Annotated in this window: 18 protein-coding genes; 1 reads left to right on the top strand and 17 read right to left on the bottom strand. The window is 57.8% G+C overall.

Going from position 1 to position 15,886, the window contains the following annotated elements:
- The 12 genes from M0974_RS16275 to M0974_RS16220 all read right to left on the bottom strand — a co-directional run.
- A partial coding sequence (locus tag M0974_RS16275; RefSeq protein ID WP_297838744.1) for a secretin N-terminal domain-containing protein occupies positions 1 to 1,259 on the bottom strand: 1,259 nt, incomplete at its 3' end.
- Positions 1,256 to 1,774: a general secretion pathway protein GspN gene (locus M0974_RS16270; RefSeq protein ID WP_297838742.1), complete on the bottom strand. Its 519-nt coding sequence runs from the start codon at positions 1,772 to 1,774 to the stop codon at positions 1,256 to 1,258. The genes M0974_RS16275 and M0974_RS16270, both read right to left, overlap by 4 nt.
- Positions 1,771 to 2,418: a type II secretion system protein GspM gene (gspM, locus tag M0974_RS16265; protein WP_297838740.1), complete on the bottom strand. Its 648-nt coding sequence runs from the start codon at positions 2,416 to 2,418 to the stop codon at positions 1,771 to 1,773. The genes M0974_RS16270 and gspM overlap by 4 nt, the downstream gene beginning before the upstream one ends.
- Positions 2,393 to 3,442: a general secretion pathway protein GspL gene (locus M0974_RS16260; protein WP_297838738.1), complete on the bottom strand. Its 1,050-nt coding sequence runs from the start codon at positions 3,440 to 3,442 to the stop codon at positions 2,393 to 2,395. Before M0974_RS16260 ends, gspM begins: the two co-directional genes overlap by 26 nt.
- Positions 3,439 to 4,161, bottom strand: coding sequence for a type II secretion system protein GspK (locus M0974_RS16255; RefSeq protein ID WP_297838736.1), 723 nt, complete (start codon positions 4,159 to 4,161; stop codon positions 3,439 to 3,441). The genes M0974_RS16260 and M0974_RS16255 overlap by 4 nt, the downstream gene beginning before the upstream one ends.
- Entirely contained in the window at positions 4,158 to 4,763 is a 606-nt protein-coding gene (locus M0974_RS16250; RefSeq protein WP_297838733.1) for a prepilin-type N-terminal cleavage/methylation domain-containing protein, read from the bottom strand. Before M0974_RS16250 ends, M0974_RS16255 begins: the two co-directional genes overlap by 4 nt.
- Entirely contained in the window at positions 4,760 to 5,128 is a 369-nt protein-coding gene (locus M0974_RS16245) for a type II secretion system protein (protein ID WP_297838730.1), read from the bottom strand. The genes M0974_RS16250 and M0974_RS16245 overlap by 4 nt, the downstream gene beginning before the upstream one ends.
- Positions 5,125 to 5,562 (bottom strand): GspH/FimT family pseudopilin, encoded by a 438-nt coding sequence (locus M0974_RS16240; protein ID WP_297838728.1) that lies wholly within the window; start codon positions 5,560 to 5,562, stop codon positions 5,125 to 5,127. Before M0974_RS16240 ends, M0974_RS16245 begins: the two co-directional genes overlap by 4 nt.
- Before the next feature lie 9 nt (positions 5,563 to 5,571).
- Positions 5,572 to 5,997, bottom strand: coding sequence for a type II secretion system major pseudopilin GspG (gene gspG, locus M0974_RS16235; RefSeq protein WP_297838726.1), 426 nt, complete (start codon positions 5,995 to 5,997; stop codon positions 5,572 to 5,574).
- A 10-nt stretch (positions 5,998 to 6,007) separates the two neighbouring features.
- Positions 6,008 to 7,207 (bottom strand): type II secretion system inner membrane protein GspF, encoded by a 1,200-nt coding sequence (gene gspF / locus M0974_RS16230; RefSeq protein WP_297838723.1) that lies wholly within the window; start codon positions 7,205 to 7,207, stop codon positions 6,008 to 6,010.
- Position 7,208: 1 nt separating this feature from the next.
- The gene (gene gspE / locus M0974_RS16225) at positions 7,209 to 8,939 is read right to left on the bottom strand and encodes a type II secretion system ATPase GspE (protein WP_297838722.1); all 1,731 of its coding nucleotides are present in this window, start codon (positions 8,937 to 8,939) and stop codon (positions 7,209 to 7,211) included.
- Between the two features lie 64 nt (positions 8,940 to 9,003).
- Positions 9,004 to 9,225, bottom strand: coding sequence for a hypothetical protein (locus M0974_RS16220; RefSeq protein WP_297838720.1), 222 nt, complete (start codon positions 9,223 to 9,225; stop codon positions 9,004 to 9,006).
- Positions 9,226 to 9,688: 463 nt separating this feature from the next.
- On the opposite strand from M0974_RS16220, the gene M0974_RS16215 reads away from it, so the two are divergent.
- Positions 9,689 to 12,421: a glycoside hydrolase family 3 protein gene (locus M0974_RS16215; RefSeq protein ID WP_297838718.1), complete on the top strand. Its 2,733-nt coding sequence runs from the start codon at positions 9,689 to 9,691 to the stop codon at positions 12,419 to 12,421.
- A gap of 48 nt (positions 12,422 to 12,469) precedes the next feature.
- Here the strand turns inward: M0974_RS16215 and M0974_RS16210 are convergent, their stop codons facing one another.
- The 5 genes from M0974_RS16210 to M0974_RS16190 form a co-directional block, all read right to left on the bottom strand.
- Positions 12,470 to 13,114 (bottom strand): TetR/AcrR family transcriptional regulator, encoded by a 645-nt coding sequence (locus tag M0974_RS16210; RefSeq protein ID WP_297838716.1) that lies wholly within the window; start codon positions 13,112 to 13,114, stop codon positions 12,470 to 12,472.
- Between the two features lie 82 nt (positions 13,115 to 13,196).
- Positions 13,197 to 13,760, bottom strand: a complete 564-nt coding sequence (locus M0974_RS16205; RefSeq protein ID WP_297838713.1) for a histidine phosphatase family protein — start codon at positions 13,758 to 13,760, stop codon at positions 13,197 to 13,199.
- Between the two features lie 168 nt (positions 13,761 to 13,928).
- Positions 13,929 to 14,552, bottom strand: coding sequence for an HAD-IA family hydrolase (locus tag M0974_RS16200; protein WP_297838712.1), 624 nt, complete (start codon positions 14,550 to 14,552; stop codon positions 13,929 to 13,931).
- Positions 14,553 to 14,702: 150 nt separating this feature from the next.
- Positions 14,703 to 15,113 carry an SgcJ/EcaC family oxidoreductase gene (locus tag M0974_RS16195; RefSeq protein WP_297838709.1) on the bottom strand — a complete coding sequence of 137 codons (411 nt, stop codon included), beginning with the start codon at positions 15,111 to 15,113 and terminating at the stop codon, positions 14,703 to 14,705.
- 251 nt (positions 15,114 to 15,364) lie between these two features.
- Positions 15,365 to 15,634, bottom strand: coding sequence for a hypothetical protein (locus M0974_RS16190; protein ID WP_297838706.1), 270 nt, complete (start codon positions 15,632 to 15,634; stop codon positions 15,365 to 15,367).
- Positions 15,635 to 15,886: the final 252 nt, after the last annotated feature.

Genomic DNA, 15,886 nt, shown 5'->3' with positions numbered 1-15,886 from the left:
TTGCTGTTGCTGTTGCTGTTATTCAATCCTTGAGACGAATTACTCAGGCTGGAGCTTCCTGTTCCTGTCCCGGTGCCATTGCCGGAGGTGAGGGAGGACATGGACGTCGTGCGCAACCCCGGCGCAACCTTGGCGGCGCTGTCGTCTTTAATGGCCCCGTTGCCATAGATCTGCCGCAGGTATTTGGCCAGGTCGGTGGCCTTCATGTTGCGAACATCGTAGACATACAATTGCGGCTCGTTGCCGCCGCCTTCGTCAATGGTCCGAATCCAGTCGCCAACCTCGTTAAGGTACTGAGGCTGGGAAGAGATCGCGACCACTGAATTGGTGCGCTCGATCGGCAGGAACTTCACCATCCCCGACAATGGCATGCCGCTGTCGGGACCAAACATCTTTTGCAGTTGCGGCATCAATTCGCCGACGGTGGCCCGCTGCAGGCCGTACACCGCGATGGACATGCCTTTGAGCCAGTCCACGTCGAAGGTGTCGATGGTGTCCTGGTAATTCGCCAGCTCCTCAGGCGTGCCGGCCAAACTCAACACGTTGCGAGCTGGATCTACCAACAGGAACGCGTTATCCCTGGCAAACGGCTTGAGCAGCTTTTGCATTTCGGTGGCGGAGATATAACGCAGGGGAAACAGACGCGCCGACAAGCCACTGCTTGGACGCGACACCGCCATCTCCGGCACCAATTTACCTGCCACCGCCTGTGCCGCCGGAAGGATCACATAACGATCACCCTGGCGGATCATCGCGTTGTTGGACCAGGACAATAACGTTTCCAGGATCGACAGTGCCTGCTTCTTGTTGACCGGCTTGGACGTGGAAAAACTGACGTCGCCGGTCACCCCTTGGGCAATGCTGTAGTTCTCGTGCAGCAGGTCGCCCATGATGCTGTTGACCACGGCTTCGATGGGCTGGTTGGTGAAGTTGAAGACGATATCACCCTGCTCCGTTTGACCTGCCGCTTTACCTTCCGTGGAAGGTGGGCGCACGAAGCTCTGGTTACCTTTGATGATCTGCCGAGACGCACGCGGCACCGCGCTTGGTGCAGGCTGATTGGCGTCTGCCACCGGCGGGTCTTGAGCAATCGGACGTTGGTTACCCGTACCGTTGAGTGCTTCTTGCATCAACCCCGGATCGTTGTCCAGGGTGTGGGGTGCGGTGGCACAGCCAGCCAATGTAACGGCAGCGACGAGGCCCAACAGGGGGAAACGCGAAGTAGCAATAATACTGATTCCTGAAGACTGAGTTTTCATGGTGCCGATACGTGTGGAAGGGTGAGTGCGGGCGCCTTGGAAGGCGGTGGAAGGCGTAAAACAGGAAGACTCAACAGGCGGCTTTGGCCTTGGTGAGTGAACGTCGCTTGCAGCGGATCGAGGTGACTCAGGGTCCAGCCATTGTCCAAAGCATCGCCGACCTTGAGCTTGACCGAACGTTTGTCCGCTAGACGCAGCAGCGCCCACTGGGCTTGGCCATCAAGGATCACGCCAGTGAGTTGTACACCCGTAAACTGGCTCGAAGCCTGCGATGCAGAGACTAAGTCCGGCTGGCGATCAGGACTGAAAATGGGGTGTTGCCAGCTTGCGGTCAATTGCTCAAGGGGCATGGCGGGCAATGCCACGGATTTAGCGCCCATGTTCGATACCGGGCGGGATGACGGCGCAGGTAGCCACTCTGCGTTCTGACCCGCACCGCTTAGCAGTAACAGCAGCGCGCCGCTCAAGCCGGCCGCCAACACCAGCAGCACCACGGTCGGAAGACGCGAGGTCATGACTGCGGTTCCTGTGGCTGGGCGTCTGACACAGAGGTGGATTTTTGCTCCGGCTGACTGGGTTGCAGATAACCGCGCACCACTAGGTGCACCTGCAAACGACCCGCCCCGCCACTGCTCGGCGCTGTGCTGGCGCGGCGCACGCTCAGGCTGTCAACGAATAACACCGGCTGACCGTATTCAAAATCGTGCAGCACATTGGCCAGTGGCTCCATGGCGCAGTCCAGCGTCAGGCTTACCTTGACCTGACGATAAGGCTCTGCGCGGTCCTGCTCCGGGGTAATCGGCATGCGCTGAGTGACCTCGCACCCCGCACCGAGGCTGGCCCGGGCTTTGACAATATCAACACTGTGCTGCATCAGATCGGCAGCCACGGCGCTGGGATCATCGCCTGGCAACAAGCTGCTGCGACTGGCTGGGTCCTGATGCGCCTGCTGCAAGGCGGCCTGCAAAGCCGGGCGCTGCTGCAGCAATCCGGCATTGTGCTGCTGTTGCTCGCGCAAGGTTGCGGCCTCGCTCGCCATCTCAGCCAGCGGCCCGCTGAACCAACTGTCTATCAGCAAGGACCAGGCAGCCCAAAGCAGCAAAGCCAAAATCGCCAAGGCGGCTATACGCCGTTCACGGCTGCTTAGGTTGCGGCGCATGGCTGGCGTCCTCACGTAAATGGGCTTGCAAGGAATAACGGTCTTTAGCGGTTTGCGGGTCGGGCTGAATGACGCCCTGAAACTGCGCGCCATCCAGGGTTTGGCAGGCCTTGATGCGGCCAATCAAAGCGCTGGCGTGGGTGCTCTGCCCGGAAAATGAGACTACGCCGCTGTCGTTGACTTCAAATTGTTCGACCCAACTGTCATCACCGAGACACTGGTTAAGGTCAACCAGAACCGCACTAAGCGTTGGCCGGGCAGCCTTGTGTTGTGCCAAATAATTAGCGGCGCCTTGGGTATTGGTCAGCTCGCGACGTAAACGTTGCAGTTGCTCAACCTGCTCGTGCTGTTGGGCCAAATTGCTACGCATGGCATCAAGCATGCCTTCGCGTGCGTGCAACCAGAACAGCATGGTGGTTACCGCCAGGACAGCACACAGCAGCGTCAGATAACGATTGGCGTGCACCCCGCGTGAGCGCGTCGGCCGAATGCCATCGGGCAACAGGTCGATACCCAAAGGTTGCCCTGCCTCATCGCCAACGTCGATGGCTTCCAGGTTCAGGCCGCGGTCCTTGCAATGATCGGTAATTACCGTGAGACGCTCACGCAGAATGGCCACCAGCAACACCTGCGCGGTGCTGGCGCTCTTGCTCTCCAAACGTGCAACGTAGCGCAACTGTTCCCGAGGAAACGGCGTGTATTTATCGATCTCGAACCCCAACACCTTGTTCAGGTCCTGAGTGGCAGCCAGAGGTAATGTGACCTGCTGCACCAGCACTTGGTCGCAGGGCAGCAACAACACATACGGCCCTTCGCTAGCGATGGCATCAGCCAGCGGCCACGGCAGGAAATTGCGCCGGACATCGGGCAGCAATCGCGCGCGAAGCTTCGCCGGCAACATGGCCGTGAGTTCCGCCAACCACGCCTGATAAAGGCGCTGGGCGAGGCTGCCGCGCCAACGGGCAGTCACACGATTAGCCAGCACATACAACGGCGCCAGACGCGATGGGAGTGTTCGATTCATTCTTGCCAGCGCAGGACCCGATACGGCCTGGCGCCCTCCTTCGATGGGTTCAATAGCAGAGTGACGCGCAAGGTCGTGGTGTAACCGCCCGGCAGGATTGCCCGGGTGCGTACCGTGACAATCGGACCCGGTTCACTGCCCAGCGAGTTGCTGCGGGGCAGGCCCAGTGCGCGGCCTAGCGACGCAGAGACCAAGGCCGGATCCGGCCGTGCCTCGCCACTCCACAAGGTCAAATAAGGCAGGACCTGCCGGTAAAGCCCTTGGGACATCCCCGGTAATTCACGCAACTCTTCGAGCATGCGCAGGGGTGCCTGCCCCGCCCCGCGTCGTTGGTCCAATGCGTGCGACAGTTCGTCAGCCTGTGCCGGTGTCGCACCGCTTGCTTTGAGTACACGGGCAACGTCCGAGGCCATGGCAGCATTAAGGTCCAGCTTGCCGCGTTCACTGCGCACGCTAACGCTGAGCGCTGTGTCATTGAAGCGCAGCGAATGTGGCTGACCGTCGGCACGCCAACGCGCAGCCGGGTTGCGCTCGGTCAGGGCAACCACCGCCAGGCTCAAGCCCGCTTCGGCGGCCAATATTCCTTCGGTATGCTGGCGCTGCCAAAGCGCTTGGCGGTTCTGCAAATGCACCCAGCCCGCCAGCCCCGCCAACAGGCTGCTCAACAGCGCCAAAACCCACAGCACCAGCAGCAACGCCACACCGCGCTGGTACTTCAAGGCGCCACCGGGTCGCTGGACAAGTCCAGCCGCAAATTGACCTGCTCCAACACCCACGGCACAGCGCCACGCAGGTGTGCGGCAATGCGTACCGCACGGGGCAGTCGCGCTGGCCAAGGCCATTGCGCGATCCAGCCGGTATCTTTGCCGAGGGGCGAAACGCCTCGGTAACTCAGTTGCACATCGTCGACTTGGTGCAACAACACCTGCGCCTCGCCGAACGGCCGCAAGGACTGCCCTTGTAGTTGCGCGAAGCTGATCTGCAACCGATGACGCTGGTCCAGGGCCAGGTGCTGTTGATAGAGGCCGCCGCCGAGGGAGTCAGGCAAAGGACCATAGAAGCTCAACTGCTCGGCAGTACCTGAGAATATCTGGGGCGATGCACCGTTGTTGGCAGCCGAGAGTGGCAACGCCTGACCAATCGCCTGGCGCAGAAAGTTTTGTGTGGCGCGCACTTCGTCCAGGCGCGAGCTGTAGCGATCGGCCTTCGCCACCGCCCGGGTAGCGCCGAGGATCGCGCCGCCCACCAACGCCAATAGAACACCCAGCAGGCTCAGGACGATGAGAATTTCCAGTAAGGTAAAACCGGCTTCTCGCTTCATGGCAACGCTCCGCTGCCGGAAGCGCGCACACGCAGGGTGCTGTAATGCGTTTCTTGCCGGCCATCGGTAACAGCCACGTCCAATCGATAGAGGCGCATCACACCGTCAGTCGGCGGCAGAACGCGCACGTCCAGTTGCCAGCCGAGGCCGTCCCATTGACCCTCGCTGCGTCCGGGCTGCAACGCAGCTTCACCCAGTTCGTCCAGCAGCGAGCGAGCGGCCAGATTGACCCGGTCGCTGCGCTGGACCTGTTGCAAGGAACGCGCACTCTGCCCGAACGCCACTAACAGAACGCTGCTGCATACGGCGAGTACCGCCAGCGCAGCAAGCATTTCCAGCAGGGTAAAGCCGCGTTCGTTGCTCATTGCAGCGTCCGCAATTGAACGTTTCCGGTCAGCCAGCCAACGTCGATTCGCCACTGACGGCCACCACGGGCCAGTAACACCGAGCCGCCGCTGGCGCCGCCATCGGGATAAAACTCGAAGGACGATCCCAACTCTTGGGCAGTGTTCACGCGCACGAAAAGGTCGGCAGGCAACTCGCGGGCAGGCTCGCCGGGGCCTTGAAATTTTCGATCAGGCAGATCGAAGCGGGTGCGCGCCGGTTGACCGGTGACAATCGCTCGGACTCTGGCGGCACGCAATGCTTCGACCATCTGCGCCAACACCCGGCGCTCCGCAGCCGAGTGCAAACCTTGTTGCACGCTGAAGCTCACCACCCCCACGGCGACACCCATGAGGATGATCACCACCAGCAGTTCAAACAAGGTGAAGCCGCGCGCGCGGTTGGCTGAAGGCATGGTCAGCGGTTATTCCCAGTTACCGATGTCGGCTTTGAAGCCTTCACCGCCCGGCACACCATCCTGGCCGTAGAAGATCAAGTCGAAGCTGCCGTGTTCGCCGGGAAAGCGGTAGCCGAAGGCATGCCCAAACGGGTCTTTGAGGTCTGACGGTTTGGCATACGGGCCGGCCCAGCCGTTGGCGTTCCCAGGCTTATGCAGCAACTGATCAAGGTTGGCCGGCGGTGCGCCGACGTCCAGGCCGTAGCTCTCGACTTTCATGCTCAGGCTGGCCAGTTGCGCCTTGCCTGCGCCGTACTTGCCCTTATCGACGTTACTGCCCACTTGGCGAACCACAATCGTTGCGACAATGCCCAACAGGACTATGACGGCGAGCATTTCCAGCAGGGTGAAACCGCTCTGGCGTCGGCCAGCAGCAGCGCTGTATTGGCGCATGGATATTTCCTCAAATGTTACTGGTAAGGCTCATCAGCGGAAGCATGATGGCGAGCATGATCACGGCAACCATGACGGCCATGACCACAGTGAGAGTGGGGACCAAGGCCGCCAGCAGCCGGTCAATCCCGCGCTTGACCTCGACATCGAAGACGTCAGCGGCCTTGATCAGCATCGCGTCGAGATTGCCGGCCTGTTCCCCGACCTCGATCATCTGTAACGCCAGTTCGGGCAGCAGCGGTTGGTCACCGAACGCCTCAGCAAGGGTGCCACCGCCCTTTACCCAATCGCTGGCCTGATCGACCTGAGCGCGAACCGCGTGATTTCCACAGACCTGGCGCGCGATCAGCATCGCTTGCAACAACGCGACGCCGTTGCCCAATAAGGTGCCCAGCGTGCGCGCCAAACGAGCCGCCTCCAGGCGTTGCAACAAAGGCCCAATGACCCGAATACCGAGCAGGCGCCGATCGTGACGTTGACGCCGCTGGGGGTCTCGACGTCTGACTGCCAAAGTCCAGATCAGGGCGACCGTCGTGCCCAACAGCAGCAAGCCGTATGCACTCAGAAACTCGCCCAAGCCAAGAATCGCCGAGGTAATCAACGGAATCGGCACGCCCAGGTCGCGAAAGATCGGCACAAACTGTGGCACCACGTACACCAGCAACAGCGCCAGTGAACCCAACACGCCAACCACCAGAAAGATCGGGTAGATCAGCGCGTTAACCACCTCGCCGCGGAGCACTTCGCTGCGTTCCAGGTAATCGGACAATTGCCGCAGAGTCTCTTCGAGAGAACCGCCAGCCTCGCCTGCCCGGACCATGCTGATGTACAGCGAAGAGAACTGCCCGCCCTCCTCCTCCAGAACTTGCGACAGTGGCTTGCCCGCCTTCACTCGATCACGAATGCGCTCCAGCAGCGCACGACGCTTGGGGTCGGCTGATTGCTTGAGCAAGATGCCCAGCGCCCGCTCCAGCGGCTGACCGGCCCCCAGCAACGTTGCCAGTTGCTGGGTAAAACTCACCAATGCCGCGCCGTTGAGCACACCACGGGCCTTTGATTGAGCCCCACCGTTGGCCGTGGCGTCCAGGCGCAACAGCAACAGACCACGCTGCTGCAGCTGAGTCGCCGCGCTGCCTTGGTCAGGCGCTTCGAGGGTGCCGTGCTGAGTAATACCTTCGGCATCCAGGGCGACGTATTTGAAATAAGCCATGTCAATCACCGCGCGTGACGCGCAGCACCTCTTCCAGGGAAGTGATGCCGTCCACCGCCTGACGCAGCCCTTCTTCATACAGTGTTCTCAGGCCGCCACGTCGGGCTGCCTGTTCCAGGGTTGCAGCGTCTGCCTGGCGCATCAGCAGGTTGCGCAGTTCCTCGCTCATCACCAACAACTCGGTGATCGCACTGCGCCCGTGGTAACCGCCGCCAGCGGCTTCGGTACACGGACGGTAAAGAAGAATGGGGCGTTGAGTGGTAAAGCGATCCAGACCATGTTCGGCAATCAGTTCCGGCGGTGCTTCGAAGGCTTCGCGGGTCAGCGGGTCGAGGCGACGGACCAAACGTTGAGCGAGGATGCCTTTGACGGTCGAAGCGATCAGGTAGCTCTCCACGCCCATGTCCAGCAGCCGGGTAATACTGGCTGCCGCGCTATTGGTGTGCAGGGTCGAGAGCACCAAATGGCCGGTGAGCGACGACTGAATAGCGATGCGACAGGTTTCCAGGTCACGCATTTCGCCGATCATGATCACGTCCGGGTCTTGGCGAACGATGGAGCGCAGCACGCCGGCGAAGTCCAGGCCAATGGAGGGTTTTACCTGGATCTGGTTGATCCCCTCCAGTTGGTATTCCACTGGGTCTTCGACGGTAATGATCTTGCGTTCGGCGGTGTTAAGCCGCGACAGCGCGGTGTATAGCGTGGTGGTTTTACCTGACCCTGTGGGGCCGGTGACCAGCAAAATACCGTGGGGATTACTCAGCACATCGAGGAATGCGTCGAGCCGTTCGCCGTCCATGCCCAAACTGGGAAAGTCGAATTGCACGGTCTGCCGATCAAGCAAACGCATGACCACCGACTCGCCAAAGCTGGTCGGCACCGTAGACACCCGCAGGTCCAGTTCCTTGCCTTGAATGCGCAACATAATGCGCCCGTCCTGGGGCAGGCGGCGCTCGGCGATGTCTAGCCGGGCCATGATTTTTAGCCGGGAAATAACCGCAGCCGAAGAGCTCGACGGCGGTGCTTCAGCCTCGTGCAGTACGCCGTCAACCCGGTAGCGCACCTTGAGGTGATGTTCGAACGGTTCGATATGAATATCCGACGCGCGCTGCTCAACCGCGCGCTGCAGGATCAGGTTGACCAGTCGGATCACCGGAGCCTCAGACGCCAAATCACGCAAGTGTTCGATGTCTTCTTTGGCACCGGGTTCGTCATCCAGAGTCTCAATCAACGAGCCCATGGCCGAACGACCTTGCCCGTAATACTGCTCGATGAGCGCATTCACTTCACTGCCGACACCCACCGAAACCCGCACTGGCGACTGGGTGGCGTACGCCAGCGCCTTGAATCCGAACCGATTGGCAGGGTTACCAGAGAGCACATGAACACCGTCGGCATCGAACGCCAGCGGAACCATTCGGTGGTGACGCAAGAAACGCTCGGTCAGTATCGGCAAGGCTTCGAGCAACGGCGGCACCGCATCGGCCAGCAATAAGGGCGCCCCCAGCGTAGCGGCCCACGCCCGGGCCATGCCCAGTTCCGATATCAGTCCCAGGCGCGCCAGTAACTCCAGCAGATCGCCGGCGTCGGACTCTTGGACCAGGCGGCGGGCGCGTTCAAGGTCAGCGGATTTGAGACTGCCCTGTTCCAGCAGCCAGCCACAGACAGCCTCATCCGACACCGTCGGTAATAGGGAAATTTCAAGCGCAGTAATGGCTGTAGGCAAGGGCATCGACTTCAATTGAAAAGGGAGCCGCTAATAGCCGCCCCCTTTGGTGCTTCAATAAGGGGCAGTATTACTTGGCAGTAGCCGACGACGTTTGATTAATCGGACGACCGCCCTTAGTGGCACTTTGCAACTTCTGCTTCTGTTGGGCTTTAGCATCTTTAGTTTGCGTCATGACAGTAGAATCCGACGCACCGGAAGCGGTGGCGTTGTCGGTAGTTTCAGCAGCCAATACTGAACCTGCAAAACACAGCGTAAGTGCTGCGGCGACACTTGCGAAAGACCTTTTCATGATTCCATCTCCAACCGATTAAAACGTTAAAAAACAAGGAGGCAACCTCCTACCAGCCGCGTTATGCCCCCTGAACACAAGCAAAAACAGCCAATTCCAGGGTGCACCAGAACATTTTTGGTAAACCTACAGACCAGTAGGTTTAAGGCAAAGTTCATTATTTGTTTCGAAAAATTACAAAGATTTATTATGCGAAGTTTTTGTTTGACTTCGTCTTGGATCCCCTGCCTTAATTTAAATGGAACGGTAGCAGTACCGTTCAACTTCGTAATCAGCTGCAGCCTTCTTGGGGCAGCATGGAGAATAGCTCCCCTTATTTTGTTGCAGTTTGAATAGCTCTTTCGCGTGGCCGTATCTTTTTTAAGATGACGGTATAGGCCCACTGTTGCCTGAAACATTGGATTGAGCACTGTTCGCTGCGACAAATCAGCGCGGGTATTTATTGGTGTTTGGAGAGACTTATATGCTAAATCGCAAATCACTGGCCGCGCACTCGGCATTGGCCGTGTTAAGCCTGGCCATATCCCACGCATATGCAGCCGACGCCACGGTTCAACAACAGCAACAGGCTCGCGAGCTACGTGCCGACAAAGCCGCAGCCAAGACCCTGGCGAAGATGACTCAAGAAGAAAAACTTGCCTACATCGGCGGTACCGGTGGCTGGGACGTTAAACCTCTGACCCAGTACGGCGTCCCGCAAATTCACGGTGCAGATGGTGGTGCTGGCGTTCGCTATACCAGTGAGGGCAACGATCAGGGTGTGGTGTATCCAGCAGGCCCTAACCTGGCAGCTACCTGGAACCCAAGGCGCGCAATCGACTTCGGTCGGGCCCTGGGCTACGACACCGCCAGCGGTGGTTATCAGTTCATCACTGGCCCAGGCATGAACTTGTACCGCACGCCGTATGGCGGCCGAGCTTTTGAATACCTGTCTGGCGAAGACCCATTCCTCGGGGCCAGCCTTGGGCCCGCAGTCATCAACGGAATTCAGTCCCGTCACGTCTGGGCCGAGGCCAAACACTTTGCCGCCAACGACCAGGAAACCAATCGCTTCATCCTCAACGAAACCATTCCTGAGCGTGTGCTTCGGGAAATGACCCTGCCGCCTTTCGAGTCTGCATCGAAAAACGGTTTGGTGGCGATGATGATGTGCTCGTTCCAAAAAGTGAACGGTGACTTCGCCTGTGAAAGCACCCACCTGATTCGCGACATCCTGAAGAAGGAATGGGGCTACAAGGGTTTCATTCAGAGCGATTACAACGCCGTGGTTGACGGCTTGCCAGCTGCCCAGGCCGGTACCGATCTGGACATGATGGGCTACCAGATGAACAGCACGGTGCTCAAGCCGTACCTGGACAGCGGTGAGTTGGCCTCGGCGACCATTGACGACAAAGTCCGGCGCATTCTCAAGCAAATTTACCTCTACAAGTTCGACCAGATCACACCGCTGACCACCCACGATATGAACAGCGCCACCAGCAACCAAGTGGCCCTGAATGTAGCCCGTGAAGGCATCGTGTTGCTGAAAAACCAGGGTGGCTTGCTGCCTTTGGACAAATCCAAGGTCAAGTCCATCGCGGTGGTCGGCAACTTGGCCAAATACGCGCCGCCAACCGGTTTCGGCAGCGCCAACGTCCTGGCTACGCACTACATCAGTGAGCTGAGCGGGCTGCAGCAAACTGCGCCAAACGCTAAAATCGAGTTTATTGATGGGCTGTCACTGGACCCTGATGCATCGACCTGGAGCAGCACCAACAGCGCCGGCACCAGCGTCAAGGGTTTGAAAACCGAGTTCTTCACCAACACCAATTGGTCGGGTGATGCGGCTGCCACGCAGATCGATACCCACGTCAATATGGACTGGTCCACCGACACCCTGCCTACCAGCGGTGACACGGCCAATACGTCGGTGCGCTGGAGCGGTCAGGTCACGCCGACCACCAGCGGCGATCAGGTGTTCAAGGTCCGTGCTGACGGCGCCGTGCGCTTGTGGGTCAACGGAGTGAAAGTCATCGACAACGGTGACGGCAATCCACTGCCAACCAATAGCATTCCACCGACCATTCCGGTGTCGGCCAAGGTCAAGCTGGAAGCAGGCAAGGCCTACGACATCAAGCTTGAATACTCGCGCCGTGCTGGTTACCTCTCGACCATGGGCGGTTGGGTTGGCGTACAAATGGCCTGGGCATCGCTGGCCGCACCGCAAGACCTGTCGAAGTACGACGCAGTGGTTGTGGCAGTCGGCAATAACAACGAGTACGAAGGTGAAGGCTTCGACCACAGCTTCGACCTGCCGGAATACCAGAGCGATCTGATTCAAAGCATCGCCAAGGTCAACCCGCACACCGTGGTCGCCATGCACGGCGGTACCGGTCTGAAGATGAGCGACTGGATCGACCAAGTACCGGGCGCGCTGCACGCGTTCTACCCAGGTCAGAACGGTGGCCAGGCGTTGGCAGAGATCTTGTTCGGTAAGGTCAACCCGTCGGGCAAGCTACCGATCAGTATCGAGCGCAACATCGAGGACAACCCGCTGTATGCGGATTTCCCTAACTTTGATAACAACCTCACGCTCAAGGAAATCAGCTACAAAGATGACTTGCTGATGGGTTATCGCGGGTACGAGAAAAAAGGCACCAAACCGCTGTATGCATTCGGTTACGGCCTGTCGTACACCACCTTCGGTTACAGCAACATCAGCGTCACGCCGGGTGTCGCGGTGGGTAATACGCCGATCAAGGTCTCATTCGACCTGACCAACACCGGCAAGGTGGCTGGCGCTGAAGTGGCCGAGCTGTACGTCGGTCAGAACAACCCAAAAGTCGAACGCGCCAGCAAAGAGCTGAAGGGCTACAAGAAGGTCTTCCTGCAACCGGGTGAGAAGCGTCATGTGACCATCGAGCTCAATGACCGCTCGCTGGCCTACTACGACGTGAACAGCAAACAATGGGTGATCGACGCTGACACCTTCAACTTGTCCCTGGGCGCGGCCTCCAACGACATTCGCCTGAATGCCAAATTGGTCAACCCGTTCCGCCAGGAACTGTCGACCACTACCAGTAATCCGCTGCCACGTTCGGCGCTCAACTCCACCAAAGTGACCGTGACCACGGTCAAGACTGGCGGCGTCGACGACCAGGCCACCAGCTCCAGTGACACCAGCGACACCGGCACCTATGGGTCCAGCGACTATTAAGTCATTGGCCGCTTAGACCCGATACGGCTCAGGGACGAGCCACTGAATTCAAGCCCGGATCGCAGCTTCCAGCCGGACGATCCAGTCATCAAAGCTCGCCACCAGGTCGACGCTTTGCGGAAACCGCAACCATTGCAGCTGTAACCCATCCATCATCGCCAAACACTGCTGGATGATCAGGTTCAGGTCGACATCCGCCCTCACCTCGCCGACGACGACCAACTGCCGCAATCGCCCAAGCATACTTGCGTGAATACGTGCGTAGCGCGCCTGATACCACTCCCAGGCCGGGTGCCCTTCAACCAGACTTTCCGCGTTCAATATGCTGAAGGCACGCACCACCCCCGGCGCCGTAGCGTTGGAGCGATTAATTGCCTGCAAGCCACCGAGAAAGCCTTTCAGCGTGTTATCGATGCGCAGTTCATCGGCGATTTTCTGGCTGACTTCATCCCGCCGCGTCAACACCCCAGTCAACAGCGCGATCTTGTTGGGAAAATGATGCAGCACGCCGGCGACCGAAATCCCCACGATCTGCGCGATACGGGCGATGGAAGAGCCGCTATAACCCTCCAACGAAAACAGTTGGAGAGCAGCGTCTAACAGCTCTTCACGGCGCTTTTCACCTTTGGGCGCACGTCGCTGTCGAGGCGCCGATGTGGAAGGGTCGATGGGGTCGTTTGAAGGGCCAGTCATTGCACAATCCGTTGTGGGAGCGAGCCGACGATGGTATCTGAAAGTGAGAAATGCTCAAGGTACTCCGCGAGCTGTCTGTGCCTTAACTCTGATTCATTCGATAGGTCGTCGCGCTCCAGTAACGGTTACCATTGCTTTTATGGCGAGTCCATCCGGCAGCCTCCAACTGCTTCGCGATCATTCGATTCATGAATCCATGACCGAGCAGAAGAACTGCCCCTTCACTGGTAAGGGATTGAAGTCGTTGAGCTGCCGTATTAGCCCGTATTCTGGCCTTACGGGCAGACTCGACCTTCCCTGAGAAACCGCACAACCATAAAATTCGAAGAATAAATGCCCACATAAACGGTGGAAGGCGCGGCAGTGTCCATCGCCCATAGGGCAACTGCGCCTCGCAGAAAATCTCATCTACAAGGGTGGGCTGAAGACCCAGGGCTCGAACAGATGTCAGCGCCCGAGGCGCACTGCTCGACACGATCACTTTGGCGGTAACAGCCAACTCCACACTAGCCTTCGGGACGGGCTGGTCGATGATTTCGGATAGGTCGTATTGCTCGATCCAGCGTTTCATATCGAGCGCCGAAACCTTGTCGACCACAACCAGATCCGGCTGGCCATGACGCATTAAGATTATTTCTCTGTCCACTGTAATTACGTCCTTGTTTTGCTCTCTCGCGAGTACGCAGGATGTACTCCTGCGGGTATTTGAAGCGCAATGATCGTGCCTGAATAACACAGCACATGGGGACGCAATAGTATCAGCTAGAAGTGACGTAAGCGTCCGCCCATCAAATTTCCTGTGACTAAACGTACGTCAGGATGTTCGCGAAGATTGTAGTTTTTCTAACTCAGTAAACAGCGAACTGCCTTCTATCCATTTGATCGCGCTCCAACCGAGCCCCCGTGCAGCTTCAACATTTGCAGAGGTATCGTCTATCAGCAGTAATTGCTCTGGTGAGAAACCCGAAAGAGCGGCTGCTTTTTCGAAAAAGGTGCGATCCGGTTTCCGGCTGCCTAGCGCAGCCGAGTAGTAGATACCGTCACTGTGCTGGCCCAAGCCCAGTTGCTCAATCAGATACGATGCCCGCGCGTGCTCTTGGTTGGTCGCCAGATATACCTTTATGCCGATATCGCGCTGCTGACTGAGTTCCTCAAGCAACTTCTCATTCAGCCGTGCATCATTTTCGAACCAGTAGGTAAGGAAGTCTCCATAGGGCAAATGCGGCGCTATCCGAACCAATGTTGGCTTAAGAACTTCAGACAAGCTGAGGCGCCCAATGACGATGTCATTCCAATACGGGATAAAAAACTCCCGATCCAAATCGCTTGGTTTAAGGCCTAAATCACCTTCAATTGTCGATGCCCAAGGTTTACCGTCGAAGGGACGGCCACAAACGAGAACACCATCCACGTCGACCATCAATGCTCTAATTGACATACTTACGCACCTTGTTAAAAACACCTGACTTGTGATTAGCCGTTAAAGCTCACATGCGAACCTTCATCATTGAAGACGTAGATGTTTTTGGGTTTATAACCCCAGCGACCTCAGCGAGTTTTTTCGTACAGCGATATCGCCACCTTTGTGTCAGTCGCTCACTGCTTCATCAAGCAGAGCTGTGCCATAGGAGTTATCCACCACACATAGCCACCGTTGTGATGATTGCCGAAAAACATAGGTTGCCCGACGCGCAATATCAGTGGTTGCTCCGGATGTGTCGGTGGTCTGTAGCAAGGTCTCCATGATAACAAGCGCTACATCACCGCCTTGGATCACCTGCATTTTCCCCTGTGATACAACGAGGCTATGGTTAAAGTGGTCTGCAATCGCCACGAATGCCCGACGAATGTGCTCCTTACCTGTGACATTCAAACCTGGCTTGATCACGAGGGTTGCGTCCTCCGAGTAAAACTCCATTAACGCATCGTAGTCCTGCGCAGTGATAGCGCGGTCAGCAGCTTCGATAGTCATTCTAAGCGCTTGGGTAAGCTCGTCCATTCCTGATCTCCTGAGTAAGCATCAGAAGCCGGGAAGTGAAAAACCCGCCTCTGAAACGGGTTTTGGCTTGTAAAAGCGTGATCCCACCATCTAGTCGATAGCGGTAATAATTGAATCCGTGAGGGGAAATCGTCTGGTATCCATCGCTCTAATCTGCCGGATGGCAACCGGAAAATCAACCTCCAATACATAATCCGGCGTTAGGAGGAGCGCTATGTTCGATGGTGCGTAATTGCACCTCACTTGACCACCTAACTGCATCGCCACTGACCAATCATTTGCATTCGCGCTGACCAACTGGCGACATAGATGTTGAATAGCTCGCGGTGAACATCAGGAAATGCACTTGCGAAGGCGTCGATAGCGTCGCCAATAGCCTGCCCATGCAATTTCAATCCGGTAGGAATGTCGCACATATATCCTTCTTCCGAGAAGAAGGAGACAAACTTCGCGATGTCTTTCCCGCTTCCCTCACCGGCGGCGTACAGTTCTCTGACGATTTCTATATTGTTAAGCATCATCAACCCTCCGCGTAGTTGACTAGCGACTATTCGGCGCTTCGGCAAGGCTTTGTCGCTGTTCAAACGTATTCGCTGACTTTATGAATAGTTTCGTGTGTTATCGACCTCGATGGATCAGGGCCTGGAGCCCCCGTCCATCTCGCAGGCCCGCGCCAGTGCTTGCGTATCGATATACTCCCGGATGTTTGTCAGCTTTCCATTTCGCACGGTAATGGCGAAGACCCAATCGTCCTCGAACGTCCTATTCGTGGC

This window comes from Pseudomonas sp. (genome assembly GCF_026224925.1).
Taxonomy (GTDB): Bacteria; Pseudomonadota; Gammaproteobacteria; order Pseudomonadales; family Pseudomonadaceae; genus Aquipseudomonas.
This window is presented reverse-complemented; position numbering and strand designations above follow the sequence as displayed.

Coding starts and splice junctions, on each gene's coding strand:
- M0974_RS16270 (WP_297838742.1), bottom strand. CDS start 1,774: ATGACCTCGCGTCTTCCGACCGTGGTGCTGCTGGTGTTGGCGGCCGGC.
- gspM (WP_297838740.1), bottom strand. CDS start 2,418: ATGCGCCGCAACCTAAGCAGCCGTGAACGGCGTATAGCCGCCTTGGCG.
- M0974_RS16260 (WP_297838738.1), bottom strand. CDS start 3,442: ATGAATCGAACACTCCCATCGCGTCTGGCGCCGTTGTATGTGCTGGCT.
- M0974_RS16250 (WP_297838733.1), bottom strand. CDS start 4,763: ATGAAGCGAGAAGCCGGTTTTACCTTACTGGAAATTCTCATCGTCCTG.
- M0974_RS16245 (WP_297838730.1), bottom strand. CDS start 5,128: ATGAGCAACGAACGCGGCTTTACCCTGCTGGAAATGCTTGCTGCGCTG.
- M0974_RS16240 (WP_297838728.1), bottom strand. CDS start 5,562: ATGCCTTCAGCCAACCGCGCGCGCGGCTTCACCTTGTTTGAACTGCTG.
- gspG (WP_297838726.1), bottom strand. CDS start 5,997: ATGCGCCAATACAGCGCTGCTGCTGGCCGACGCCAGAGCGGTTTCACC.
- gspF (WP_297838723.1), bottom strand. CDS start 7,207: ATGGCTTATTTCAAATACGTCGCCCTGGATGCCGAAGGTATTACTCAG.
- gspE (WP_297838722.1), bottom strand. CDS start 8,939: ATGCCCTTGCCTACAGCCATTACTGCGCTTGAAATTTCCCTATTACCG.
- M0974_RS16220 (WP_297838720.1), bottom strand. CDS start 9,225: ATGAAAAGGTCTTTCGCAAGTGTCGCCGCAGCACTTACGCTGTGTTTT.
- M0974_RS16215 (WP_297838718.1), top strand. CDS start 9,689: ATGCTAAATCGCAAATCACTGGCCGCGCACTCGGCATTGGCCGTGTTA.
- M0974_RS16210 (WP_297838716.1), bottom strand. CDS start 13,114: ATGACTGGCCCTTCAAACGACCCCATCGACCCTTCCACATCGGCGCCT.
- M0974_RS16200 (WP_297838712.1), bottom strand. CDS start 14,552: ATGTCAATTAGAGCATTGATGGTCGACGTGGATGGTGTTCTCGTTTGT.
- M0974_RS16195 (WP_297838709.1), bottom strand. CDS start 15,113: ATGGACGAGCTTACCCAAGCGCTTAGAATGACTATCGAAGCTGCTGAC.
- M0974_RS16190 (WP_297838706.1), bottom strand. CDS start 15,634: ATGATGCTTAACAATATAGAAATCGTCAGAGAACTGTACGCCGCCGGT.